Origin of the sequence: Providencia rettgeri (assembly GCF_023205015.1) — a bacterium.
GTDB lineage: Bacteria > Pseudomonadota > Gammaproteobacteria > Enterobacterales > Enterobacteriaceae > Providencia > Providencia rettgeri_E.
In genome coordinates, this window is record NZ_CP096258.1 from 3,444,538 (window position 1) to 3,468,673 (window position 24,136).

Here is a 24,136-nt window from a genome sequence, read left to right on the forward strand (position 1 = left end):
TAAATTATATTCTAATAAAGCTCAGTTATTTTATTCAACACTGTCATATTAAGATGACTCCAACAATATTATTCACTTTGTTTTATAAATCCCCTTATTGATTCTTGATATATCATTATATATACCCATAATATTTGTGTAACTTACTGAGCTATCTGATATTAGCCATCGAATTGTGAGCTAATTTAATCGAAATAAAACAACCTTATAGTACATGGCTAAAAAGTATTATTTATCTCCATTGTTCATAATAAAAACCCTAAAAATATAATCAGGGAGTACACCATGTCGGGACATATTTCTAGACGCAATTTCATCAAACTAGGCACTATTGCGGGTATTGCAGTGATGGTCGGCAAACTCCCTTTTGCGATAGCAATGGAGCTCGATTCTGATTCTCCATCAACGGATTGGATTGGTCAAAACGGTAAAGCACGTTTTCGTTGGGATGGCGTTGAAAAAGTCACTGGGCGTAAAAATTTTGCTCGTGATTACCGAGCTAAAGACATCCCCGGCTGGCCCAAAAAACAAAGCTATGCCTTTATGTTAAAAGCGACAGAGGCAGATAAAACCTTTGAAGGCATTGATATTTCAATGTTAGGGCCAAATCTACAACCTGATAAAGTTGTTTTACAAGAAGACCTTATCCGTGATGGCTTAAATATCCCTCAAGACACCAGTATGGGGAAAGGCTTCTATGGCACCAATATTTTAGTGCCCCTAGGAGATACCCCACCGATTATTGGCCACCCTGTTGCTATCTTGATTTATCATGATTTCGATAAATACAGTGCGGCACAGCGGATGCTACGCTTTGCCACAAACACCGTAAAATATGGAACGGTGACAGGACCAAAACCGCCTGCTAACTACGGTGCAGCACGGTACGTGCGTATCGGTGGTGACACCCCACTGTCGCCTTCTATTTTTTCTCCTTATCAAGATTCAGGAATTAAAGGTGGGTTTGATGGCAATACCCCTATTTGGCCACCTTATGACCCCAAACACGCCATTTCTATTCCACCCGTCATCCGTAAAGATCGTGGTGGCGGCTTTATTCAAGCCCTTCATCAGGCAGAAAAGAGCCCTGATAAACAAGAAAAAGCGATGGACTACGCACGGCAAATTGAGCAAGAAATCGCAGCCGCTCGCCAGAACCCTGATAAGTTTGTGATTGAACGCCATGGTTTTTCACAATCCATCGACCCTTGCGCAATGGAGCCTGATAACTGTAATACTTGGTATGACGCACAAACCAAAACGCTGCATATCTTAACCGCAACGCAATCTCCTGCGGGTGTCGTCAATGCTGCGGCTGAGCTATCTAAACACAACACACATTTTTCCGTCGAAAACATTGTGTTATTAACCGGTTCTACTGTTGGTTACGGCTCAAAAGACTATTCAGTTTTTCCGTTCTATTCGATGGTTGCTAGTTTCTACGCTGATGGCTTGCCTGTTCGCATGGCAAATGACCGCTATGAACAATTCCAAATGGGGATGAAACGCCACTCCATTGAGATGGATGTCACCATTATTGGTGATAAAAAAACCGGTAAATTTGATGTCTTAAAAGGTACTTACAACTGTAATGGTGGAGGCCGTGAAAACCTCTCCGTTGCCGTATCCCACGTTGCGGTACGTGGTGCCCAATCTATTTATTATTTCCCTAAATCAGACCTCACTGCTCTCGCCATGGCCACTCCGGCTGTCGAATCGGGCTCAATGCGTGGCTTTGGTTCCTTGCAATCGATGGCTGTCACTGAATTGATGGTCGATGAAATCGCTCACAACCTCAATATTGACCCAATCGAACTACGCCGTCGTAATGCCATTTTAGAAGGTTATCCGAATACACAAGGCGGTGTTATCGCCGGTGACCCTCGCAATGTCGAAATGTTAAACCTCGCGGAAAAACACCCGATTTGGGTCGAACGTGAGAAAAACAAAGCCGATTATGAAGCGAAAAACCCCGGTAAGCTATACGGTGTTGGATTCGCACAAGTGCAGCAAGTTTATGGCTCTAGTGGCGTCCCAACCATTCTTTCCCTCGAATTTGATATCAATGGCAAACTAACAATGCGCCATTGTATGCAAGAGATTGGTACCGGTGGTACAACCGCACAGCAAGTGATGGTGTGGCAAGCACTCAGCAAAGCCCCTGATGTGGTTGAGTTTGGTGTAACGGAATTTGAAGAACTCCCACTCAAAACCAGTTGGGCAGATCAGAAAAAACAAGACGAGTTGTCCAAAACGGATCCCTATTGGACGCCGGCTCTGATCCCTGACATGAGTTCATCGAGCGGTGTTTATTACATTGGGTTCGGCACGCGCCAAGCTGGCCATTTTTTATTGGAAAATACCCTCTGGCCTGCGGCCAAAAGTATTTGGAGTGAAGGCCCCGGCGGCGGTGCGTTCAACGGCCTAAATGTCGAGTTTGCGGATATTCGTGTCGGCCCAGAAGGTATTGGCGGTGGCGGAATGAAGCCCATTCCTTTTGACATTTTAGCCAAAAGAGCCCATGAGATGGGGCTCATCACCGGGGTTGCTGTTCACGGCTATTCCAGCTGGCAGTGGGCTCGTGCAGAGTTCGATATCCCAACTGTGGGCTTAAAAAATCTGCCTCTTGATGCGATATCCGTTCGTTATGGCGAGGGTGCGCCACAAGAGCTGAAAAAACAGATGACAACTGGCGGTTACCATTTTATTAAACGTAAAATTGCCTATTATCCACCCACACAACGCGCAAAAGCAGACCCCACAACGGTCACACCCGCTTCTTGCCTCGTTGAACTCAACGTCAACACGATGACGGGTGAGGTCGATATCATGCGCCACCATATGATTATGGATCCCGGTACGATGATTGTCCCTGAATTGGTTTCAGGCCAAATTCAAGGAGGTACAGCAATGGGTATCGGCCATGCATTGATGGAAGAATTACCACTGTATGAAGATGGACCAGGTAATGGGACATGGAACTTTAATCGTTATGTCCTACCGCGCGCAAAAGATGTGGCAGTTTGGCAGCAAACCATTGATTACTTACCACCTCTCTCAGAAACTTCGCCACCAAAAGGCATGGCTGAACTGGGGATGATCCCTATCTTACCTGCGACGAGTAATGCATTAACTCATGCGACAGGCAAGCGTTTCTACGAATTTCCTATCACGGTAGATAAAATTAAAAAGGCACTCTCATGAAAATCAACAATGCCGTTCCGATTATTGAGCGCAAGCCACTAACACTGACCATTAACGGCCAAAAAGTTGGTCCTATTGATGTCCCTGTTGGGATGCCAATGATTGAGTTTCTACATGAATACCTAGACCTCACTGGCACCCACTTTGGTTGCGGACAAGGGATCTGCCATGCTTGCACCATTATGGAAATCCAGCCCGATGGCACAACGGTTGAAAGCCGCACTTGTATCTTTGGTGCCCATTATTTCAACAATAAAAATATTGTCACCATCGAAGGGCAAGCCAAACTGGATGAACAAGGCAAAGTTGTTGAATTAACGCCAATTCAACAAGCTTTTATCGAAAACTTTTCGTTCCAATGCGGTTATTGTGCGCCCGGTTTTGTCACGGGCGCGACGGTATTTCTTGATAAACTTAAGAAAAACCCAGTGAAACGTGACCAACTCGAACATGCGATTGAAGAAGCCCTCAATGAGCATATTTGCCGTTGTACAGGTTATGTACGCTACTATGAAGCTGTGAGGAAAGTCGCTCTCGACACTCCTGGCTGCGTGATCGACTAGGGGGAAACATCATGGCTAAATCCAGCTCTCTACGTAAAAGCATTTATATTATTATCTTATTATTCATAATATTAATGCTTGCGGTCCTGTTTGGCGCTTTTCGTACCTCCAGTATCGGCCCTGATTTAGATAAACCGCTGACCTCAGAAGAAGTCGCCAAGTTACTGCCTAGAGGACAAGAACTGGCAACCGCTGGGGATTGCTTTGGTTGCCACTCATTACCTGAAGGGCCATTGGCTGCGGGTGGTCGTGCTATCGGAACCCCTTTCGGTACCATTTACTCCACAAATATCACGCCTGATAAGCAATTTGGTATCGGTAACTATACCCGTGCTGATTTCCATCGTGCTTTAAAAGACGGAATTGGCAAAGATAGAGGTAATCTCTACCCTGCGATGCCGTTTGTATTTACCCATATGACCACATCGGAAGATATTGATGCCCTGTATGCTTATGTGATGTCACTTCCACCAATGGCGGTGCCAAACAAAGAAAATACCGGGGTATTTGTCCTACCCGTTCGCCCATTTATGAACTTCTGGACTTTGCTCAACTTTCCTAAACAAAATGCGCCCCATGACCCGCAACGCTCTGCCGAGTGGAACCGAGGCGCGTATATTGTCGAAGGTTTGGCACACTGTGGTGCTTGCCACTCACCACGTAACCTAATGATGGGCGTCGAGTTTTCACGGTCACTTCAAGGGGGGGAAGAAGCGGGTTTGGCGATCCCTGATATCACAGCAGAAGCGCTTTCCAAACATGGCTACGATACCGCCTCTTTGAGCCAATTTTTACTGACGGGCAATGCCCCACAAGGCTCTGCATTTGCAGACATGAGCACAGTAACCCACTTTTCCACCAGTCAGATGAAAAAGAGCGATGTTGATGACATGGCGATTTATTTGATGACCGATAAACACGGAAAAATACTCGGAGCCAAAGCCCCACCAGCGCCATTACCGGAGGCAAACTCACCAGAAGTGGGTGATGTCAGTCAAATCATGGAAACCGGTCGCTTGATGTATATGTCTACCTGCGCAGGTTGCCACGGGATCACCGGAGAAGGTGTGCCAAATGGTATTCCAGCGTTGAAAGGTAATGCCATCCTAGCCATGGACAGCCCTGAAACCTTTATCAGTGTGGTACTAACTGGTATTCCAACCACCACCTTCCCGAATGGACAGCGTATGTATGCCATGCCAAGTTTTGCCGATGATTTAACGCCTCAAGAAATGGCAGATTTAATTTCATGGGCACGTGCTGAGTGGGGTGGACAAGGTAAACCCGTCACCGCCGAACAAGTTGAAAAACTGAAAAAGGCGGCTCAGTAACTAAAATACTCCTCGGCGACTTATATTAGCTCAAAGAGGAGATATTACATAATTTACCATATCACTTATTCAGCGCTGGCACCGCCAATGGTTAGGGAATGTTTACGAGTGGGCAGGTCAATTACGCACAGTGAATATTAGCAAATTTAGTCGCAGATGTGATGGCGGTACAAGCTGGTTTTCAGCCGTTAGATTACGAAAGTTGGACTCAACACCCCGAGCAGTACATTGCAGCAATCCACGCAGGGTTAAACCTTAACTATGAACCTATGAAATATTGGGTTAATAAAGCCTTGAAAGCGAACTAAATCGCCAGTTTCAAATGTCCAAACTTCTCACGCTTTGCTTTCATTTCTTCTTCAAGGCGACGAGACTCCTGCCCTGTTTCAATCGCTGTAGAGGTTACTACCGAACGAATGAGCGGGGTGCGAGTTGGTCTTGTTGCTTGAATTAATTCATTCTTTTTCATGGTAGTCTCACTTCAAACTGGTGATAGTGCGTTTTATCACCGTTGTTTTATATGGCAACATAAAGCTCGAAGTTAGATTTTTCTCTTCAGATATGGCTCTGATGCTATCCATATAACATTAAAATAATACTTATCAACATTAAATATTTTTTATATATTAGAATCACTTAATACAGATAGTAAATCAGTGCTAATTCCATATTTCTTGAATTCTTGCTCTAAGATAGCTAACTGGCGGCCTTTAATATCATAATTGTATCCATTGGCTAAACATGCCCACTTCATCTTGCTGGGTAAATATTGCAATCCTGTACCTATCTCAAAAGAACGGCTCCCCACTTTGGCAGTTTTATACGCTTGTCGATATTCAATAATTAATGGCATTTTGCTAATTATCTTGACGCCCACATCCATCAAATGGGAGATAAAATTAACTATGCCACTACAAAAACAGTAACGCCTCATCACGTTCCTCTGAAGTTAGATACATAAAATTTAGGATAAGACAAAACCTAATTTACCTTATCTTAATTTGACAATATATTTATATTCAAAATATTTACCAACTCAAACAATGTGCAGTAAAGCATCTTTGTTTTCCAACCAAGATAGTCATAAATATATTGCCAACGATAAAAGGGAATTTGAATGAGTCACGAAACGCGTTGTATTTTTTCCGAAGGTAGTGTCATTCTACCTGAGGGCTACAAGGAACAAACCGTCAATATCCTAATTTCCCCCACTGGCAATGCAGTTAACATTTCTCGGGATGACAAACCCGCTGATGAAACCTTTGATGACTATGTTGTTCGCCAAAAGCAACTTTTGCAACACTCCTTGAAAGATTGGCAACTCCTTGAAGAAAAGCCCTCAGTACTGGGACACGATGGTATTCACGGCTACCTTATCAGTTCACGCTACCGTCCGAACAAAAAGCAACAAGTCTATCAAATTCAAGCCGTTTACCCTTTCAGTGATACCCAAACCCTGATTTTTACAATGTCCTCGCCTAACGCCTTTAACGATGAGCAATGGGCATGGATGAATACTCTCCTACTTAGCTTTCAACCAAGAGGGTAATCGCCATGCCTGAAGCCGCCAGAGTCGGGGACATTATCGGTCACTCCAAATCAATGTGGGGAATGCTCGTCGGGACGGTATTAGGTGCCGCTATCGCCATTGGAGGAGCAGTCGTTTCCGGTGTCTTAATGGGTGTCGGTATTGCTGCAAGCTGTATTGGGGTGGGCGTGCTTGCCATTGGTGCTTCACTGGCGGTAGGCTATGGCACGGGGCTACTGGCAGAATGGGTTCGGGATAAATGTGTTGAAACGGGGTCTAAATCGTTAAGTCCCTGTGGAGAAATCAAAACTGGCTCTCACAATGTTCGCATTAATGGTAAACCCGCCGCCATGTCCACGCGCAGTCAGGTCAACTGTGACAAAGAAAATAGCCTGCGTCAAATGGCCGAAGGCTCCGGCTCGGTGTACATCAATGGGTTTCCCGCTTCTCGGGTCGGTGATAAAACCACCTGTGATGCCACAGTGATGGAAGGCTCCCCCAATGTCAGAATTGGCGGCGGTACGCAAGCAACCGAAAATATTGAGCCTGAAATTCCCTATTTGCTCACCACCGCCTCTGACCTCACTATGTTATTCGCCGGCTTTTTGAGCTTTGGTGCTGGCACAGCGAAAGGCCTCGGGGCAATAGCGAAGTTATGGAACAAATTACCAGGCAGTGCCAAAATAGGCCGCTTCTTTTGCCGTTACGGCAAGGTGATTGCAGGTTTGGGGATGGGAATACCCGCTTTGGGCATCCTGTTACGTCCCGTCGAAGTCATTGGTGGGCAAAAAGTATTAAACGGTGAAGAGGAGCTGGATTTTACCTATGAGTCTGAATTACCGCTTTACTGGCAACGCAATTATTTAAGTAGTTATTGTTATGACGGCGTACTCGGTCGAGGCTGGAGCTTCTTTTGGGAAAGCCGATTAATTAAAACTGAAGACGGCTTTGTTTGGCAAAACCTGTCGGGGGATATCCTCCCATTTCCAGATATTCCACTCGGGTACCGTAGCTTTTGTGAGGCTGCCCAAGGGTGGATAATCCATAATGATGATGACAGTTGGACGTTTCAGGATGCGGGTGAGCTACGTTACCATTACCTCCCTTTTGATAACGAAGGTCAAAGTCGATTAAGCCATATTGTTGATAATGTGAGTAACGAGCAGCGTTTCCACTACAATGAGCAGCATCAACTGATCCAAATTACCGGTTGCGGTGACCTGAATATCACTTGTGAATATCAATCCTTTGAGCTTGAAGAGACCACAGTATCACGCCTCACTGCCGTGTATCAGATGAACGCCAATCAAGTACGTCGTCGGCAATGTGCTTATTTTTATAACGAGCACGCTCAATTGGTGCGTGTCGAACAGCACACTGACCACCCTTACCGCCAATTTGGCTGGACAGACGCTGGCATCATGGCGTGGCATACCGATAAATATGGTTTACGCAGTGAATACCGCTGGGAATTCACCGACGATAACGTGTGGCGTGTGATTGAAAACAGGACCAGTGAAGGGGAACGTTACCGCCTCGAATACGATGATATCAACCTCACACGAACCGCGTATTGGCAGGACGGCACAACTGCCTGTTGGCAACTCAATGATGACTATCAGATTATTCAGTATACTGACCGTACAGGCATCCAAACCGAACTCCTGTGGGATGAATTCGAACTACCGTGTGGCTGTCGCAACGCCGAAGGACATACGCAAACCAGTGAGTGGGATGAGCTCGGACGATTACTCAGTTTAACTGATGGTAATGGCAACCAAACCCGCTGGCAATATCAAAATGAACGCGAACGCCTTATCACCGTCTTTTGGCCTGATGGCACTGAATCCCGTTTAGACTATGACCGCTTTGGGCGATTAATCAAAGAAATTTCTCCTCTGGGGCAAACCACTGAATACCGCTATGACTTTAAAACCACGCTTCGACCAACCGCTCGTATCGATGCCAAACAAGGCCGCAGCGAGTTTCTTTGGACAAAGCGGGGGCAAATATTGCGTCACCTCGACTGCTCAGGTAAACAACATATTTGGCGTTATGATGAGGGGCGTGTTGTTTCTCAAACCAACGCCTTGCAGGAGGCCACCGAGTACCTGTACGATGAGGCTGGGCGTGTCACCCGCATCGTGTTACCCGATGAGTCCACAGTTCAACTGGCTTGGAATGCCGCGGGGCTCCTCACCCATCACCAACGCAATGACAATACCCCGCGTCAATGGCAATACAACGCCTTCGGTCGCGTCACAACGGAAATTGATAAACTCGCTCGGCATATCCATTACCATTACAATGCTGAGGGGGCATTAATTTCAATTGAAAATGCCAATGGCGGACGCTACCAACTTAACCGTGATGCCGAAGGCCGGCTCGTCGAGGAAACCCGACCGGATGATACGCTACTGCAATATCGCTATAACAGTTTCGGACGTTTAGCCGAGGAAACTCGCCTAGGCGACCGCGTGTTCCCTTCCCCTGCTCGCACGGTGTTGTTGCAGTATGACCCCGCTGGCAACCTTGCTAAACGGGAAACCTTCACCGATAGCTATCAATACCAGTGGGATAGCCTAAACCGCTTATTGGTGGCGTCGAGGCAACCGAATCAACTCGGCCTTGAAATGGGCTTGCAAGCGAACCGAGTTCACTTCACCTACGATGCCCTTGGGCGTATTACCCGTGAGCAAACGGGCGATGATATCGTCGAATTTGCTTACGATGAACTCAATAACCTGAGCCGTCTGACGTTACCTCAAGGTGACAGCCTCAACTGGCTCTATTACGGTTCAGGGCATGCGACTGCCATCAATCACCTTGTTGAGGGTACACCGCACTTAATCACCGAATTTGAACGCGATAACCTGCACCGTGAAATCAGCCGTACCCAAGGTACTCTGACACAATATCGACAGTACGATAAACTGGGGCGGACGATAAGCACCTTCAGCTCACGCGATAAACAGCATCCACTCAACGGCATTGCCTCATCACGAAAATGGTTCTATGACGAACAAGATAACCTTGGCGCGATGGAAGACCATTATCGGGGCTGGGTGGAATACCTGTATGACTCGGAACAGCGACTGAAAAAAGTCGCCAGTGGCGAAAACATGGATGCAATGCTGTTCTATGACCGTGCGGATAATCTGTTAGAGCGTCCTCAATCAGAAATCGAAGCTCAAACGCCAGATCTAAGCCCACAAGGGGATAGGCTACTTCAATTCCAAGGCTGGCAATATCGCCATGATGCCTATGGTAACGTGATTTCACGCGGACACCCTAACCAAGCCAAACAAACTTATCAGTATGATGGGGATAACCGTTTAATTATCGCCCAGACCAGTGACATGAAAGCCCAGTATCACTACGATGCACTGGGTCGCCGTATTCATAAAGTGGTCGAATCACGGGCTCATGGCAAGCTAACACGCCACGAAACTCATTTTGTCTGGCAAGGGCTGCGATTGCTGCAAGAGCAGGATATCAATACCGGTAAACACCAAACCTATTGCTACGAAGAACACGGCAGCTATACCCCACTCGCCGTTATCGTGAAGCAATCCGCAGGCTACCGTTATTACTGGCACCACAGCGACATTAACAGTGCCCCACTCGACGTCACCAACGAACAAGGTAATACGGTGTGGTCAGGGAAATATGAACGCTTTGGTTTTGTTCGCAGCAGCCCGTTGAGTTTCTACTCTGACCCAGAACGCAAAATGGAGTCCTTTGAGCAGAACTTACGCTATGCCGGACAGTATTTTGACACTGAAACAGGATTGCATTTTAATACCTTTAGATTCTACGACCCACAGATAGGGCGATTTATCATGCCTGACCCAATTGGATTATTGGGTGGGATAAATCTGTATCAGTATGCACCTAACACTCTGGGATGGATTGATCCTTGGGGATTATGCCGACGTGGTAATGCAGCGACTAAATCACATATGGATGATGTGCGGGATCAGTTTAAGAGAGATAATTTCGATTCTGTTAGTCATACACGAGGGGGGCGAGATGCGGTGAGTGGCGCAGAACAACCCGAAACCTATTTAAAACCATTAGACCCTGCCAAAACCGGTCGCAAAGGTGGTTCTTATACAGATATGACGTTTACCGATGCTAAAGGTCGTACCGTTTATATTCAGACGGTAGATAAAGGTAATATAAACGGAATGACTCAACGAGAATGGGATAATGCTGTTCGCATAACCCAACAAAACCCAAATGCAATCGTCATAACCGTACCTAAAGGTAACACTTTACAGCCGGGAGCACTAAATACAGATAATATGGTCCCTGGGACCGTGACTCAACGATAAGGTATAGTATATGCCACCAAAAAATAAAGTGGTTGCAATTGAAACATTCATGACCAAAAAAGATGAGGCTGATTTTTCTTTAGCGCTTATCTCATCGTTCAATGGTATAAAGTTCATTGACAATCACCCTTGGAGCACTCCTCAACCGCAACTTAAAGACTCAATTTCTTCTTGCTATGCTGCGTTGAACTCTATGGTTACTATTTTAAATGAAAATATTATTGATTTAGATAGTTATAGCAAATATTTGGTTAAACAAAGCTCAAGTGGCTCATGTTATACCGGCGCTTCAATAGGTAAGGGATTAATAAAATTCTTGCATTCAAAAGAAGCTGATTATGCAAAAGGGGGGTTATCGAATGGAAGTATTGATGCTTCTTATTTCCCTGAAACTGATCCTGAAACAGACATATTCGTTAAATCGGTTTGGAAAATATTTAAAAAAGGTGCCAAAAAAGTTTATCTGATAGATCCTGAAACAGGAGAATTAAATACGAAGCCTGAGACCCGTTTCTTTGCTTGGCCTGATGCTGCAAAGACTTATGACGGAACAGATGGTCGCTATTTAACAAATCATGCCTTTGCTTATTTTGTTGCTAAGCCTTAGTTTAAATATTGCTGGCAATGATAAAACGTCATAGTTAACTAAGGAAGAGAAGTTTTCTCTACCTTAGTTTTTTCTAAAACAATAGCATTTTTACCCGACACGAAACCCATTTTGTGTGGCAAGGGCTGCGGTTGCTGCAAGAGCAGGATATCAATACCAGTAAACACCACACCTATTGCTACGAAGATCACGGCAGCTATACCCCACTCGCCGTCATCGTGAAGCAATCTGGATACCGATATTACTGGCACCACTGCGACATTAATAGTGCCCCACTCGACGTCACCAATGCACAAGGCAATACGGTGTGGTCAGGGAAATATGAACGCTTTGGTTTTGTTCGCAGCAGCCCGTTGAGTTTCTACTCTGACCCAGAACGCAAAATGGAGTCCTTTGAGCAGAACTTACGCTATGCCGGACAGTATTTTGACACTGAAACAGGATTGCATTTTAATACCTTTAGATTCTACGACCCACAGATAGGGCGATTTATCATGCCTGACCCAATTGGATTATTGGGTGGGATAAATCTGTATCAGTATGCACCTAACACTCTGGGATGGATTGATCCTTGGGGATTATGCCGACGTGGTAATGCAGCGACTAAATCACATATGGATGATGTGCGGGATCAGTTTAAGAGAGATAATTTCGATTCTGTTAGTCATACACGAGGGGGGCGAGATGCGGTGAGTGGCGCAGAACAACCCGAAACCTATTTAAAACCATTAGACCCTGCCAAAACCGGTCGCAAAGGTGGTTCTTATACAGATATGACGTTTACCGATGCTAAAGGTCGTACCGTTTATATTCAGACGGTAGATAAAGGTAATATAAACGGAATGACTCAACGAGAATGGGATAATGCTGTTCGCATAACCCAACAAAACCCAAATGCAATCGTCATAACCGTACCTAAAGGTAACACTTTACAGCCGGGAGCACTAAATACAGATAATATGGTCCCTGGGACCGTGACTCAACGATAAGGTATAGTATATGCCACCAAAAAATAAAGTGGTTGCAATTGAAACATTCATGACCAAAAAAGATGAGGCTGATTTTTCTTTAGCGCTTATCTCATCGTTCAATGGTATAAAGTTCATTGACAATCACCCTTGGAGCACTCCTCAACCGCAACTTAAAGACTCAATTTCTTCTTGCTATGCTGCGTTGAACTCTATGGTTACTATTTTAAATGAAAATATTATTGATTTAGATAGTTATAGCAAATATTTGGTTAAACAAAGCTCAAGTGGCTCATGTTATACCGGCGCTTCAATAGGTAAGGGATTAATAAAATTCTTGCATTCAAAAGAAGCTGATTATGCAAAAGGGGGGTTATCGAATGGAAGTATTGATGCTTCTTATTTCCCTGAAACTGATCCTGAAACAGACATATTCGTTAAATCGGTTTGGAAAATATTTAAAAAAGGTGCCAAAAAAGTTTATCTGATAGATCCTGAAACAGGAGAATTAAATACGAAGCCTGAGACCCGTTTCTTTGCTTGGCCTGATGCTGCAAAGACTTATGACGGAACAGATGGTCGCTATTTAACAAATCATGCCTTTGCTTATTTTGTTGCTAAGCCTTAGTTTAAATATTGCTGGCAATGATAAAACGTCATAGTTAACTAAGGAAGAGAAGTTTTCTCTACCTTAGTTTTTTCTAAAACAATAGCATTTTTACCCGACACGAAACCCATTTTGTGTGGCAAGGGCTGCGGTTGCTGCAAGAGCAGGATATCAATACCAGTAAACACCACACCTATTGCTACGAAGATCACGGCAGCTATACCCCACTCGCCGTCATCGTGAAGCAATCTGGATACCGATATTACTGGCACCACTGCGACATTAATAGTGCCCCACTCGACGTCACCAATGCACAAGGCAATACGGTGTGGTCAGGGAAATATGAACGCTTTGGTTTTGTTCGCAGTAGCCCATTGAGTTTCTACTCTGACCCAGAGCGCAAAATGGAGTCCTTTGAGCAGAACTTACGCTATGCCGGACAGTATTTTGACACTGAAACAGGATTGCATTTTAATACCTTCAGATTCTACGACCCACAAATAGGCCGTTTTATCATGCCTGACCCAATTGGATTATTGGGTAGGATAAATCTGTATCAGTATGCACCTAACACTCTGGGATGGATTGATCCTTGGGGATTATGCCGACGTGGTAATGCAGCGACTAAATCACACATGGATGATGTTCGAGATCAATTCATCCGGGACAATAATGGCGCAGTTACTCATACTGATGGTGGACGAAATGCTTTAAATGGGGCTGAAAGGCCTGAAACGTACTTAAAACCACTAAACCCAGCCGTTACAGGCCGTAAAGGTGGGTCTTATACTGATATGACGTTTACTGATGCCAAAGGTCGCACAGTGTATGTTCAGACGGTAGACAAAGGCAATGTAAATGGAATGACGCAACGTGAATGGGATAATGCGGTCAGAATAACCCAACAAAATCCAAATGCAGTTGTTATTACTGTTCCTAAAGGTAATACGTTGCAGCCTGGTGCATTGAACACCGATAATATGGTTGCTGGCACGGTAACTCAACGATAAGGCAAAATATATGTCACCAAAAAATAAAATGCTAACCATCGAGATTTTCATGACAAAAAAGGATGAGCAAGAGTTTTCACTTAAATTAAGAGAAAGTTTTCCCGACATTTATTTTATTGATTTTCATCCTTGGGATTCGCCGTTTCCCCCCATGAAAAATTCAATTGCACTTTGCTATGATAAACTAAATTCAATAGTAGTAATTTCAGATGAAAGTATAGTCAGCCAAGCGGAGTATATTGAAAATGATGTGAAACCTTTCCCAACAGGTTCTGGTTATATGGGTAATCCTATAGGAAGAGGACTAATTCAATACCAGCACTCAAAGGAAGCTGGCTATGCTAAAGGTTGCATAATGAATGGTCGCTTGACGGCATCCTATTTCCCTGAAAACGATCCTGAAACAGATGTATTCGTTAAAACCGTTTGGAAAATATTCAAAAAAGGAGCCCAAAAGGTTTATCTGATAGATCGTGAAACAGGAGAATTAAGTGCGAAGCCTGAGACCCGTTTCTTTGCTTGGCCAGATGCTGCAAAGACTTATGACGGAACAGATGGTCGCTATTTAACAAATCATGCCTTTGCTTATTTTGTTGCTAAGCCTTAGTTTTTTCTAAAACAATAGCATTTTTACCCAGCACGAAACCCATTTTGTCTGGCAAGGGCTGCGATTGCTGCAAGAACAGGATATCAATACAAGTAAACGCTAAACCTATTGCTGAAGTGATCCCCAATAATTGGGCTACCAATTACTGGGGTCTTTTTGTGTCAAAATACAGCCGTGATTTAAACATTATCATTGCTAACCAATATCTCGCTAGTTTCGCCTATTACGTGTTTGTTATATTCATTAAGATCGCATTAAGGAAACAAAAAATGAATACATTGCCCACTTGAACCTTAGCGCCTCAACCATCAATTTCTCGCACGAGTTCAGATTCATAGTAATAAGACTTATCCTACAGTCTAGATTTTTATCTTGAATTTGCATATTCCTTATATGAGGTAAAATCCAGAACAACATGCCTACATAAATTTCATTTTTAGTCATCAATTTTACCTTTGTATCACTAATACATATTTCAGACACTTTATCACCAAATGCACGTTGCTCCCGATAACCTCAACGTAATACCATAGAGAAATCCATGGCTAACACGTTTGCCTACTCTCATTTGAGACGATCTGTGGTATTTTAGTCTCTGAACACCTCACAGAATTTAGTTAACTCAATACGTTAGAACAGACAACATTATGACTGATAAGCAAAGTTTCGAATCCCACACACCAATGATGCAGCAGTATCTAAAACTAAAAGCACAACATTCAGACATACTGCTGTTTTATCGCATGGGTGACTTCTACGAACTGTTTTTTGATGATGCTAAAAAAGCGTCTCAACTGTTAGATATTTCCCTCACCAAGCGAGGTCAATCCGCAGGGCAGCCGATCCCTATGGCGGGTGTTCCTCACCATGCTGCAGAGGGTTACTTAGCTAAATTAGTACAAATGGGTGAATCCGTCGCCATTTGTGAGCAAATTGGCGACCCAGCGACCAGTAAAGGGCCAGTTGAGCGCCAAGTAGTACGCATTGTGACACCAGGCACCATTACCGATGAAGCCCTATTAAATGAAAGGCAAGACAACCTTTTAGCCGCGGTATGGCAAGACCAACAAGGTTTTGGTTTCGCAACATTAGATATTACCTCCGGTCGCTTTATTATTAGTGAAATTGCCGACGAAGAGGCATTACAAGCCGAACTGCAACGCACCCGACCTGCTGAACTTCTATACCCCGAAGATTTCGGCAGTATGGCATTAATTGAACACAATAAAGGCTTACGTCGCCGCCCATTATGGGAATATGAGCTTGATACTGCAAAACAACAGCTCGGTTTACAGTTTGGCACGAAAGATTTAATCGGTTTTGGGGTTGAAGATGCCCATAAAGCGCTCAGAGCCGCAGGTTGCCTATTGCAATATGTAAAAGATACTCAGCGTACTTCACTGCCCCATATTCGCAGTATTGTGATGGAAAAACAAAATGATAATGTCATTTTGGATGCAGCGACTCGTCGCAATTTAGAAATCACGCAAAACCTTGCCGGTGGTACAGAAAACACACTTGCCGCCATTTTAGATATGTGTGTGACCCCAATGGGTAGCCGTATGCTAAAACGTTGGCTACATACCCCATTGCGTAATATTCAAGTATTAAATAACCGCCAACAAGCTATTAGTGCATTGCAAGAATGCGGTTTTGAATTGCAACCATTTTTGCGCCAAATAGGGGATTTAGAACGTGTATTAGCACGCTTAGCACTACGTTCCGCACGCCCACGCGACTTAACTCGTATGCGTTACGCATTCCAGCAATACCAAGATATTCATCAAATACTAAGCCAATCAAGTTGTTCGTATTTACAAGCTCTTCAAAATCGTATTGGTCAATTTGATAAGTTACAAGACTTACTTGAAAAAGCGATTATTGATGCGCCACCTGTGTTGGTACGCGATGGCGGTGTTATCGCCCCGGGTTATAATAGTGAACTCGATGAATGGCGCGCTCTTGCTGATGGGGCAACCGACTACCTCGATAGACTCGAAATTCGTGAAAGAGAAAAGCTGGGGATCGATACCCTAAAAGTCGGTTATAACGCAGTTCATGGCTACTATATTCAAGTTAGCCGCGGTCAAAGCCATTTAACGCCTATCCATTACGTCCGTCGCCAAACGTTAAAAAATGCGGAACGCTATATTATTCCTGAACTCAAAGAGTATGAAGATAAGGTATTGACATCAAAAGGAAAAGCACTCGCTATTGAAAAAGCGCTGTATGATGAGCTGTTTGATATGCTATTACCTCATCTTGCTGCGTTGCAAACCAGTGCTGAAGCACTCGCTGAGCTAGATGTCCTAGCCAACCTTGCGGAAAGAGCACAAACTCTAGGCTACGCTTGCCCACAACTGACTGAGAAACCGGGTATTCAAATTACCGAGGGTCGCCACCCTGTAGTAGAACAAGTGCTTAGCGAACCGTTTATTTCCAACCCATTATCGCTGTCACCGCAACGTCGTTTATTGATCATCACAGGCCCAAACATGGGCGGTAAAAGTACCTATATGCGCCAAACCGCATTGATTACCCTGTTAGCGTATATCGGTAGTTTCGTCCCTGCCAGCAAAGCAGTGATAGGCCCAGTCGATCGCATTTTCACCCGTGTCGGCGCCTCGGATGACCTTGCATCTGGCCGTTCAACATTCATGGTGGAAATGACAGAAACCGCTAATATTCTTCATAATGCAACAGAGAATAGCTTAGTGCTAATGGATGAGATTGGTCGCGGGACTTCAACCTATGATGGTCTTTCTCTTGCTTGGGCTTGCGCTGAGAATTTAGTGAATAAAATCAAGGCAATGACATTATTTGCAACCCATTACTTTGAATTAACAACACTCCCTGAGAAACTCGAAGGTGCGGTCAATATCCATCTCGATGCTATTGAACACGGTGATACCATTGCTTTTATGCATAACGTTCAAGACGGTGCCGCTAGCAAAAGCTATGGCCTTGCTGTCGCTTCTCTTGCCGGTGTACCAAAGGATGTGATTAAACGGGCAAAACAAAAACTTAGAGAACTTGAAGTTATCTCAAACAATGCCAATGCGAGCCATGTGGATAGCGCACAACTGAGCTTTTTAACCACAGAAGATGTCGAGCCATCACCAGTATTAACGGCTCTAGCTGAAATTGATCCAGATAAACTCACTCCACGCCAAGCCCTAGATTGGATTTATCGGTTAAAAGATATGGATAACTAACATGGATGAGTATGCACAGTTACTCGCACCAATCAGGCAGTTTCTGCAATGTGAAACGCCTGATGCGTGGGTAAAAAAAGCGAGTTTGCCTGAAAACTTGCCCATTATCTTAAAAGACCATTTATTATGCGAGTTAAAGGCCGCGCAAAGTGCGATGTTTTTAATTCGCAAGTATGCTGTCGATAAAGACAGTGCTGCAGTGCTACTTGAATGGTTTAAACCTTATGAATCATTTGCTTATGATAGGGTTGGTGACATCCATACATTAAGAAACAAAAATCAGGTTTCTAAACAAATATTGGCAAAAAAACAATCACCTTATAGTCAAGATTTAATTGATAAAATGGTCCTGCTAATCAAAGAGGAACTTCATCATTTTTACCAAGTTCTAGAGATTATGCATGAACGTAATATTCCATACGATGGCATCACTGCAGGCCGTTATGCTAAAGGGTTGTTGAGCCATGTCGACCCCCATGATCCAAAAACCTTAGTTGATAAACTAATTATTGGAGCTTATATCGAAGCACGTTCTTGTGAGCGTTTTGCTAAATTAGCCCCATTTCTTGATGAGCAGCTTGCAAATTTTTATATTTCATTATTACGCTCAGAAGCTCGCCACTATCAAGATTATTTGCACTTAGCACAATTAATTAGCAAACAAGATATTACTGAACGAGTTAATTATTTTGGCATTATTGAAGCTGAATTAATTTCAACACCGGATGACGATTTTAAATTTCACAGTGGTGTTCCCATTAATTAAGCTCACTCTCTATTCTTTACATACAAAAACCCCTATAAACATTAGCTTATAGGGGTTTTTAACTATCGAATCAACATCTACATATTAAATATCGACTCTAAGGTCAGCTCTTCTCCATGTAAAATATCTTTCAATCGCTTTAAACCTTCGACTTGGATCTGGCGAACACGTTCTCTTGTTAACCCTATTTCACGGCCAACTTCTTCTAGAGTTTCCGCTTCATAGCCTAAAAGCCCAAAACGTCGTGCTAAAACCTCCCTTTGTTTTGGGTTCAATTCATACAACCACTTAACAATATTTTCTTTTAAGTCATTATCTTGAATTGTATTTTCTGGACCTGAATCATTATCATCAGACAATACCTCAAGCAAAGATTTCTCTGAGTCCCCTGCAATTGGCGTATCAACAGATGTGATACGTTCATTTAAACGTAACATCCTACTGACATCTTCGACAGGTTTATCTAGCTGCTCAGCGATCTCTTCAGGGCTTGGCTCATGGTCCAACTTCTGGGCTAATTCACGTGCAGTACGGAGGTAAATATTGAGTTCTTTAACGATATGAATAGGAAGGCGAATAGTTCGAGTTTGATTCATGATAGCGCGTTCGATCGTTTGACGGATCCACCACGTTGCATATGTTGAAAAGCGAAACCCCTTTTCTGGATCAAACTTTTCAACGGCACGAATTAGCCCAAGATTTCCTTCTTCTATCAAATCGAGTAATGCAAGGCCTCGATTATTATAGCGGCGTGATATTTTTACAACGAGACGAAGGTTGCTTTCTATCATACGCTGTCGTGATGCGATATCACCACGCAATGCACGTCTTGCATAGAAAACTTCTTCTTCTGCTGTAAGGAGTGGTGAGAACCCAATTTCACTAAGATAAATTTGAGTGGCATCCAGAACACGCTGACTTGTGTTCTGGAGTAAATCCATTTCGTCATCTAGCTCAGTAACCAGATCCTCTTCTTTAAACTGACTCTCATCAAAAGTGTCATTTAAATTACTTTCATCGAGGTCATTGTATAACTCGTTAACTTTCAGCGAACTTTGGCTCATCAGTGACTCCTACCCTAGATAATGCGGGTAGAATGCCAAAACACTCTACCCAGTTTATCGCTGCGGCAAATAGCGCAACGGGTTTACTGATTTTCCCTTGTAACGAATTTCAAAGTGTAGTCTAACCGAACTAGTTCCAGTACTACCCATAGTGGCTATTTTTTGACCCGCAGTGACGTCCTGCTGATCACGCACAAGCAATGTATCGTTGTGAGCATAAGCACTTAAGTAGTCATCGTTATGTTTTATAATTATTAGATTTCCGTATCCACGCAAAGCATTACCTGCGTAAACGACTTTTCCTGGCGCAGCAGCAAGCACAGCTTGACCACGAGAACCAGCGATATCTACCCCTTTGTTCCCGCCTTGAGCATCAGAGAAACCTTCAATCATTTTCCCTTCTGCTGGCCAACGCCATTTTATTGACGAATTATTTGTACTGCTGACTGCAGTAGAAGCGGTTGTTGTCGAGGTTGTTGTTGTCGTTGAAGCCTGTGTCGCAGGTTTCTTATTATTAGGCAACATCTTACCTGAATTTTGACCACCACTGTTTGCAGGATACTCATTAGTTGTTCGAAGATCAACCGCTTGCTGATGACTATTTGATGAATTTGCCGCTAATTGAGTGTTCGAGTTCACATTTGTGTTACCAATATTAATAACCTGCCCTACATTTAGACTGTAAGGTTCTGGAATATTGTTTCTCGATGCTAACTCACGGAAATCATTACCGGTTAAGTATGCAATATAGAATAATGTATCACCACGCTGGACCGTATAACTATTACCGCTATAACTGCCTTTTGGAATACTGCCATAGTCACGGTTGTATACTATGCGCCCTTCACCATTAGTTGTTACCGGTGCTGAACTGCGGCTTACAGGCTGAGTATTTGTATTACTTGATAAATTTGGACGAGACGATGGCATTGCCGTGCTCATACCCGTATTTGGTGACGAGGCCGGTGTCGTCCTTTGCACCGTTGGCTGGCTAGATTGGCTATCATTCACACTCGAAATAGGTGCTGCTGTATGATACGGTGTAGAACAACCTGCCAATAGCGCTCCGCTAAATGAAAAGATGACGGCCCATCGAATTCTGCTTATAGGGCTAACAATTTTCATGCTTCTTCTCCCGTGAAGAAAAATCTGACGTGACAATTCAAAATAATGTCAGCAATAGAGTTATCATAAAATATTTCACTTATTAAAGCAGAAATACAAAATAGTGAACAAGTTAAATATATTAAAAATATAACAATTTGAGAAAATGACTAACAGTTTAAGCTATTCCCTCGAATTCAGCTGGGTAAAATATCATATTTGGAATAGTTTTACTGCTATTTGCGTTAATGAAACCTTTACAATGATATTTAATTTAAATCGATTATTTTTATAATCATTTTTTTAAATACCATTGTAAATAGGTTAAAGGAGGTCACCGGCAACCAATGGGACAAAACGAACTTTTTCAATAAAATTCGTATGGTAATCATTACCACGTCGAGTAATTAGCTTCAGCGCTTGTTCTTTATCACCGACAGGTAAAACCATTCGCCCACCATCTTTTAATTGCCCCAATAGTAGAGTTGGTATTTCTGTTGGTGCCGCAGTAACTATGATGGCATCAAAAGGCCCTTTTGATTGCCAACCTTCCCAACCATCACCATGGCGTGTTGAAATATTATGTAAATCAAGCTGTTTCAGGCGCCGCTTTGCGGCCCACTGCAAGCTTTTTACCCGCTCAACAGAAAAAACATGCTTAACCAAGTGTGCCAATACTGCAGTTTGATACCCTGAGCCTGTCCCTATCTCGAGAACGTGATCATCCGGTGCTAAAGCCAATAGTGCCGTCATTTTAGCAACAATATACGGCTGTGAAATAGTTTGCCCATGACCAATAGGTAATGGGATATTATCATAGGCTTTATGGGAGAGCGCTTCATCCACAAACCGTTCCCGCGGAACGAGTGAAATGGCATCTAATAGGCGCTCATCGTGAATTCCCTGTTGGCGTAATTGAGCCAAAAGTTCTTTCATGAGCCCTGTATTCATTTTACTGACACTCCTGATTTTTCAAGCCACTCTTCCACTAATGAGTGTGCTTTATAAGCGGTTAGGTCAACTTGTAATGGGGTGATTGAAACATACCCATTTTTCACGGCTTCAAAATCCGTTCCAGGACTGGCATCACGAATTTCCCCAACGGGACCTAACCAATACAATGTATTCCCTTTCGGGTCCTCTAGGCTATATACCTCAGAAGCGGCATGACGACTACCACAGCGAGTGACTTTGATACCTTTAATTTCTTCGTATGGGATATCAGGCACATTAATATTTAAAATATTCCCTGCTCGCAATGGGTTCGTCTGCAAAAGAGCGAGGATCTCGCATGTCACTTTAGCCGCACTTTCATAATGCGTTTCCCCATCTAACGATACCGCAATTGACGGTAAACCTAAATGGCGGCCTTCTGTTGCCGCTGCAACCGTGCCTGAGTAAATAACATCATCCCCTAAATTAGGGCCACAGTTGATACCAGATACAACAATATCAGGACGTGGGCGCACCACTTTATTCACCCCAATATAGACACAATCTGTTGGTGTGCCTTCCTGTACAGCAAGGTCGCCATTACTTAGTGTTTGAATTTTAAGTGGTTTATCTAATGTTAATGCGTTCGATGCCCCACTACGATTGCGATCAGGCGCAATCACCTGAACATGATAATATTGGCGTAGTGCAGCTGCAAGAGTTTGAATTCCCGGCGCATTTACCCCGTCGTCATTACTCAATAAAATCTTTAGCATCGACATTATCCTGCCCATTTTGATTAATAATTTCTCTCACAACACTGGTTGCAAAACAACCCGAGTTTAAGAAAAAATTCAGTTTTACCGTCGAGTCATCCAACCATTCCCACTGTAAGTCTTGTGGCTTAACAACTATCGCCCTTCTAGCTGAAGAAACTCGTTCGCGCTGCATTAAAGAGATAAAGGGTTGGTAATCCGCTAAACACTGAGTTTCAAATGCCTGAGCTTCATCCTGAGTTCCCAACGCACCATCACCGGGTAATGGCGCGGTAATGCTTAACTCGTTGGACTCTAAGCGAGGTTGCAATGTAGCAAACTCATCTTGTGTCGCGACAAACCAACTCCCTCTGCCCGTTAATTGCAATGCATCACCTAACATCACGTGTTGGGCAGTATTATTTGCAATACGTTCACTTGCCACATGATTAAACATGGCACTACGCGCAGCAGAAAGATAGAAGCTACGCTTGTTGCGTTCACGCACGTTGATTTCTTGGTTTGCCCAACGCAACGCTTGCGTTAAATTTTGCCCGTCACGTCCAAAACGTTGTTCACCGAAGTAATTAGGTACCCCTGATAATGCAACTTTGTGTAAACGTTGTTCGACATCTTTCGCATCCGAAATATCACGCAAGGTTATTTCGAACTGGTTTCCTTTCAAGGAACCAATACGTAATTTACGTTTTTGTCTGGTGACTGCCAGTATTCGGCAGCCTTCTAGCTGCCATGTTGAAAAAACAGGCGTTTCTTTACCTGGCATTTGCAAACAGAACCATTGCTCCGTCACAGCGTGCCTGTCTTTTAAACCTGCGTAACTGACAGCTCTGGCTGAAATTTTAGCAAACTTTGCAAGTTGTTCCGCAACGAACACCGTATTGCAGCCTGTTTTTTCCACGCGAACCATGACATGTTCGCCTTCGCCATCTAGCTCAAAGCCCAAGTCTTCTTTGACGATAAAATCTTCTGGGACACTTTTTAATGTGCCAGAAGATAATGGCTTACCATGCAGGTACTGAACATTCATTACTTTCATTACTATTATCTTTTATTAAAAGAACAACCGCAGCACAGGCAATGCCTTCTTTACGACCCACAAAACCTAATTGTTCTGTCGTGGTCGCTTTCGCATTGACATCATCCATGTGACACTCTAGGTCTTCGGCAATATTCACACGCATTTGAGCTATGTGTGGCAACATTTTTGGCGCCTGAGCCATGATGGTAATATCAATATTCCCAATGCGATACCCTTTGGCACGTACATGGCAAAATGCGTCTCTCAATAGTACTCGGCTATCCGCCCCTTTATAGGCAGGGTCAGTATCAGGGAATAATTTACCGATATCCCCTAATGCAGCTGCGCCGAGAATTGCATCGGTTAACGCATGCAATACCACATCACCGTCAGAGTGCGCAAGTAAACCTTGTTCATAAGGGATACGCACGCCACCAATGATGATAGGGCCTTCGCCACCAAATTTGTGTACGTCAAAACCGTGTCCGATTCTCATTT

General features: G+C 43.7%; 20 protein-coding genes and 1 pseudogene. 13 read left to right on the forward strand and 8 right to left on the reverse strand.

Features of this window, described 5'->3' with window-relative positions; genetic code table 11:
- The first annotated feature begins 285 nt into the window (after positions 1-285).
- The 4 genes and pseudogenes from M0M83_RS15650 to M0M83_RS15665 all read left to right on the forward strand — a co-directional run.
- Positions 286-3,204: a xanthine dehydrogenase family protein molybdopterin-binding subunit gene (locus M0M83_RS15650; protein ID WP_248466902.1), complete on the forward strand. Its 2,919-nt coding sequence runs from the start codon at positions 286-288 to the stop codon at positions 3,202-3,204.
- Positions 3,201-3,767: a (2Fe-2S)-binding protein gene (locus M0M83_RS15655; RefSeq protein WP_213914306.1), complete on the forward strand. Its 567-nt coding sequence runs from the start codon at positions 3,201-3,203 to the stop codon at positions 3,765-3,767. Before M0M83_RS15650 ends, M0M83_RS15655 begins: the two co-directional genes overlap by 4 nt.
- 11 nt (positions 3,768-3,778) lie before the next feature.
- On the forward strand, positions 3,779-5,098 hold the full coding sequence (locus tag M0M83_RS15660; protein WP_248466903.1) for a cytochrome c: 1,320 nt from the start codon (positions 3,779-3,781) through the stop codon (positions 5,096-5,098).
- A 55-nt stretch (positions 5,099-5,153) separates the two neighbouring features.
- Positions 5,154-5,406: pseudogene (locus M0M83_RS15665) on the forward strand (hypothetical protein); the annotation flags it as partial.
- On the opposite strand, the gene M0M83_RS15670 reads toward M0M83_RS15665, so the two are convergent.
- Positions 5,403-5,567 carry a hypothetical protein gene (locus M0M83_RS15670; protein WP_248466904.1) on the reverse strand — a complete coding sequence of 55 codons (165 nt, stop codon included), beginning with the start codon at positions 5,565-5,567 and terminating at the stop codon, positions 5,403-5,405. The pseudogene M0M83_RS15665 and the gene M0M83_RS15670 sit on opposite strands and share 4 nt — an antisense overlap.
- A 150-nt stretch (positions 5,568-5,717) precedes the next feature.
- Positions 5,718-6,032 (reverse strand): hypothetical protein, encoded by a 315-nt coding sequence (locus M0M83_RS15675; protein WP_319863620.1) that lies wholly within the window; start codon positions 6,030-6,032, stop codon positions 5,718-5,720.
- Between the two features lie 183 nt (positions 6,033-6,215).
- On the opposite strand from M0M83_RS15675, the gene M0M83_RS15680 reads away from it, so the two are divergent.
- The 9 genes from M0M83_RS15680 (at position 6,216) to miaE (ending at position 18,743) form a co-directional block, all read left to right on the forward strand.
- Entirely contained in the window at positions 6,216-6,647 is a 432-nt protein-coding gene (locus M0M83_RS15680; RefSeq protein ID WP_248466905.1) for a DcrB-related protein, read from the forward strand.
- A 5-nt stretch (positions 6,648-6,652) separates the two neighbouring features.
- Positions 6,653-10,963, forward strand: coding sequence for an RHS repeat-associated core domain-containing protein (locus tag M0M83_RS15685; protein ID WP_248466906.1), 4,311 nt, complete (start codon positions 6,653-6,655; stop codon positions 10,961-10,963).
- A 10-nt stretch (positions 10,964-10,973) separates the two neighbouring features.
- Positions 10,974-11,570: a hypothetical protein gene (locus M0M83_RS15690; protein ID WP_125893949.1), complete on the forward strand. Its 597-nt coding sequence runs from the start codon at positions 10,974-10,976 to the stop codon at positions 11,568-11,570.
- 113 nt (positions 11,571-11,683) lie between these two features.
- Positions 11,684-12,559 carry an RHS repeat-associated core domain-containing protein gene (locus M0M83_RS15695; RefSeq protein WP_248466908.1) on the forward strand — a complete coding sequence of 292 codons (876 nt, stop codon included), beginning with the start codon at positions 11,684-11,686 and terminating at the stop codon, positions 12,557-12,559.
- Positions 12,560-12,569: 10 nt separating this feature from the next.
- Positions 12,570-13,166, forward strand: coding sequence for a hypothetical protein (locus tag M0M83_RS15700; protein WP_125893949.1), 597 nt, complete (start codon positions 12,570-12,572; stop codon positions 13,164-13,166).
- A gap of 113 nt (positions 13,167-13,279) precedes the next feature.
- A complete protein-coding gene (locus tag M0M83_RS15705; protein ID WP_248466910.1) occupies positions 13,280-14,155 on the forward strand; it encodes an RHS repeat-associated core domain-containing protein in 876 nt (291 codons plus the stop codon).
- 10 nt (positions 14,156-14,165) lie between these two features.
- Positions 14,166-14,762, forward strand: a complete 597-nt coding sequence (locus M0M83_RS15710) for a hypothetical protein (protein WP_248466912.1) — start codon at positions 14,166-14,168, stop codon at positions 14,760-14,762.
- A 647-nt stretch (positions 14,763-15,409) separates the two neighbouring features.
- Positions 15,410-17,977, forward strand: coding sequence for a DNA mismatch repair protein MutS (mutS, locus tag M0M83_RS15715; RefSeq protein ID WP_213914308.1), 2,568 nt, complete (start codon positions 15,410-15,412; stop codon positions 17,975-17,977).
- Between the two features lies 1 nt (position 17,978).
- On the forward strand, positions 17,979-18,743 hold the full coding sequence (gene miaE, locus M0M83_RS15720) for a tRNA isopentenyl-2-thiomethyl-A-37 hydroxylase MiaE (RefSeq protein ID WP_125893910.1): 765 nt from the start codon (positions 17,979-17,981) through the stop codon (positions 18,741-18,743).
- 77 nt (positions 18,744-18,820) lie between these two features.
- On the opposite strand, the gene rpoS is transcribed toward miaE, so the two are convergent.
- From rpoS to ispF, 6 genes are all read right to left on the reverse strand, one after another.
- The gene (gene rpoS / locus M0M83_RS15725; protein ID WP_125893908.1) at positions 18,821-19,807 is read right to left on the reverse strand and encodes an RNA polymerase sigma factor RpoS; all 987 of its coding nucleotides are present in this window, start codon (positions 19,805-19,807) and stop codon (positions 18,821-18,823) included.
- A 54-nt stretch (positions 19,808-19,861) separates the two neighbouring features.
- On the reverse strand, positions 19,862-20,932 hold the full coding sequence (nlpD, locus tag M0M83_RS15730) for a murein hydrolase activator NlpD (protein ID WP_125893906.1): 1,071 nt from the start codon (positions 20,930-20,932) through the stop codon (positions 19,862-19,864).
- A 303-nt stretch (positions 20,933-21,235) separates the two neighbouring features.
- A complete protein-coding gene (locus M0M83_RS15735; protein ID WP_213914309.1) occupies positions 21,236-21,862 on the reverse strand; it encodes a protein-L-isoaspartate(D-aspartate) O-methyltransferase in 627 nt (208 codons plus the stop codon).
- Positions 21,859-22,620 (reverse strand): 5'/3'-nucleotidase SurE, encoded by a 762-nt coding sequence (gene surE / locus M0M83_RS15740; RefSeq protein WP_125893903.1) that lies wholly within the window; start codon positions 22,618-22,620, stop codon positions 21,859-21,861. The genes M0M83_RS15735 and surE overlap by 4 nt, the downstream gene beginning before the upstream one ends.
- Positions 22,598-23,656, reverse strand: a complete 1,059-nt coding sequence (gene truD, locus M0M83_RS15745) for a tRNA pseudouridine(13) synthase TruD (protein ID WP_248466914.1) — start codon at positions 23,654-23,656, stop codon at positions 22,598-22,600. The genes surE and truD overlap by 23 nt, the downstream gene beginning before the upstream one ends.
- On the reverse strand, positions 23,622-24,134 hold the full coding sequence (gene ispF, locus M0M83_RS15750; protein ID WP_004260732.1) for a 2-C-methyl-D-erythritol 2,4-cyclodiphosphate synthase: 513 nt from the start codon (positions 24,132-24,134) through the stop codon (positions 23,622-23,624). The genes truD and ispF overlap by 35 nt, the downstream gene beginning before the upstream one ends.
- Positions 24,135-24,136 lie beyond the last annotated feature (2 nt).

Coding starts and splice junctions, on each gene's coding strand:
- M0M83_RS15735 (WP_213914309.1), bottom strand. CDS start 21,862: ATGAATACAGGGCTCATGAAAGAACTTTTGGCTCAATTACGCCAACAG.
- M0M83_RS15680 (WP_248466905.1), top strand. CDS start 6,216: ATGAGTCACGAAACGCGTTGTATTTTTTCCGAAGGTAGTGTCATTCTA.
- mutS (WP_213914308.1), top strand. CDS start 15,410: ATGACTGATAAGCAAAGTTTCGAATCCCACACACCAATGATGCAGCAG.
- M0M83_RS15655 (WP_213914306.1), top strand. CDS start 3,201: ATGAAAATCAACAATGCCGTTCCGATTATTGAGCGCAAGCCACTAACA.
- M0M83_RS15690 (WP_125893949.1), top strand. CDS start 10,974: ATGCCACCAAAAAATAAAGTGGTTGCAATTGAAACATTCATGACCAAA.
- nlpD (WP_125893906.1), bottom strand. CDS start 20,932: ATGAAAATTGTTAGCCCTATAAGCAGAATTCGATGGGCCGTCATCTTT.
- surE (WP_125893903.1), bottom strand. CDS start 22,620: ATGCTAAAGATTTTATTGAGTAATGACGACGGGGTAAATGCGCCGGGA.
- rpoS (WP_125893908.1), bottom strand. CDS start 19,807: ATGAGCCAAAGTTCGCTGAAAGTTAACGAGTTATACAATGACCTCGAT.
- M0M83_RS15675 (WP_319863620.1), bottom strand. CDS start 6,032: ATGAGGCGTTACTGTTTTTGTAGTGGCATAGTTAATTTTATCTCCCAT.
- ispF (WP_004260732.1), bottom strand. CDS start 24,134: ATGAGAATCGGACACGGTTTTGACGTACACAAATTTGGTGGCGAAGGC.
- M0M83_RS15700 (WP_125893949.1), top strand. CDS start 12,570: ATGCCACCAAAAAATAAAGTGGTTGCAATTGAAACATTCATGACCAAA.
- miaE (WP_125893910.1), top strand. CDS start 17,979: ATGGATGAGTATGCACAGTTACTCGCACCAATCAGGCAGTTTCTGCAA.
- M0M83_RS15670 (WP_248466904.1), bottom strand. CDS start 5,567: ATGAAAAAGAATGAATTAATTCAAGCAACAAGACCAACTCGCACCCCG.
- M0M83_RS15660 (WP_248466903.1), top strand. CDS start 3,779: ATGGCTAAATCCAGCTCTCTACGTAAAAGCATTTATATTATTATCTTA.
- truD (WP_248466914.1), bottom strand. CDS start 23,656: ATGAAAGTAATGAATGTTCAGTACCTGCATGGTAAGCCATTATCTTCT.
- M0M83_RS15685 (WP_248466906.1), top strand. CDS start 6,653: ATGCCTGAAGCCGCCAGAGTCGGGGACATTATCGGTCACTCCAAATCA.
- M0M83_RS15710 (WP_248466912.1), top strand. CDS start 14,166: ATGTCACCAAAAAATAAAATGCTAACCATCGAGATTTTCATGACAAAA.
- M0M83_RS15650 (WP_248466902.1), top strand. CDS start 286: ATGTCGGGACATATTTCTAGACGCAATTTCATCAAACTAGGCACTATT.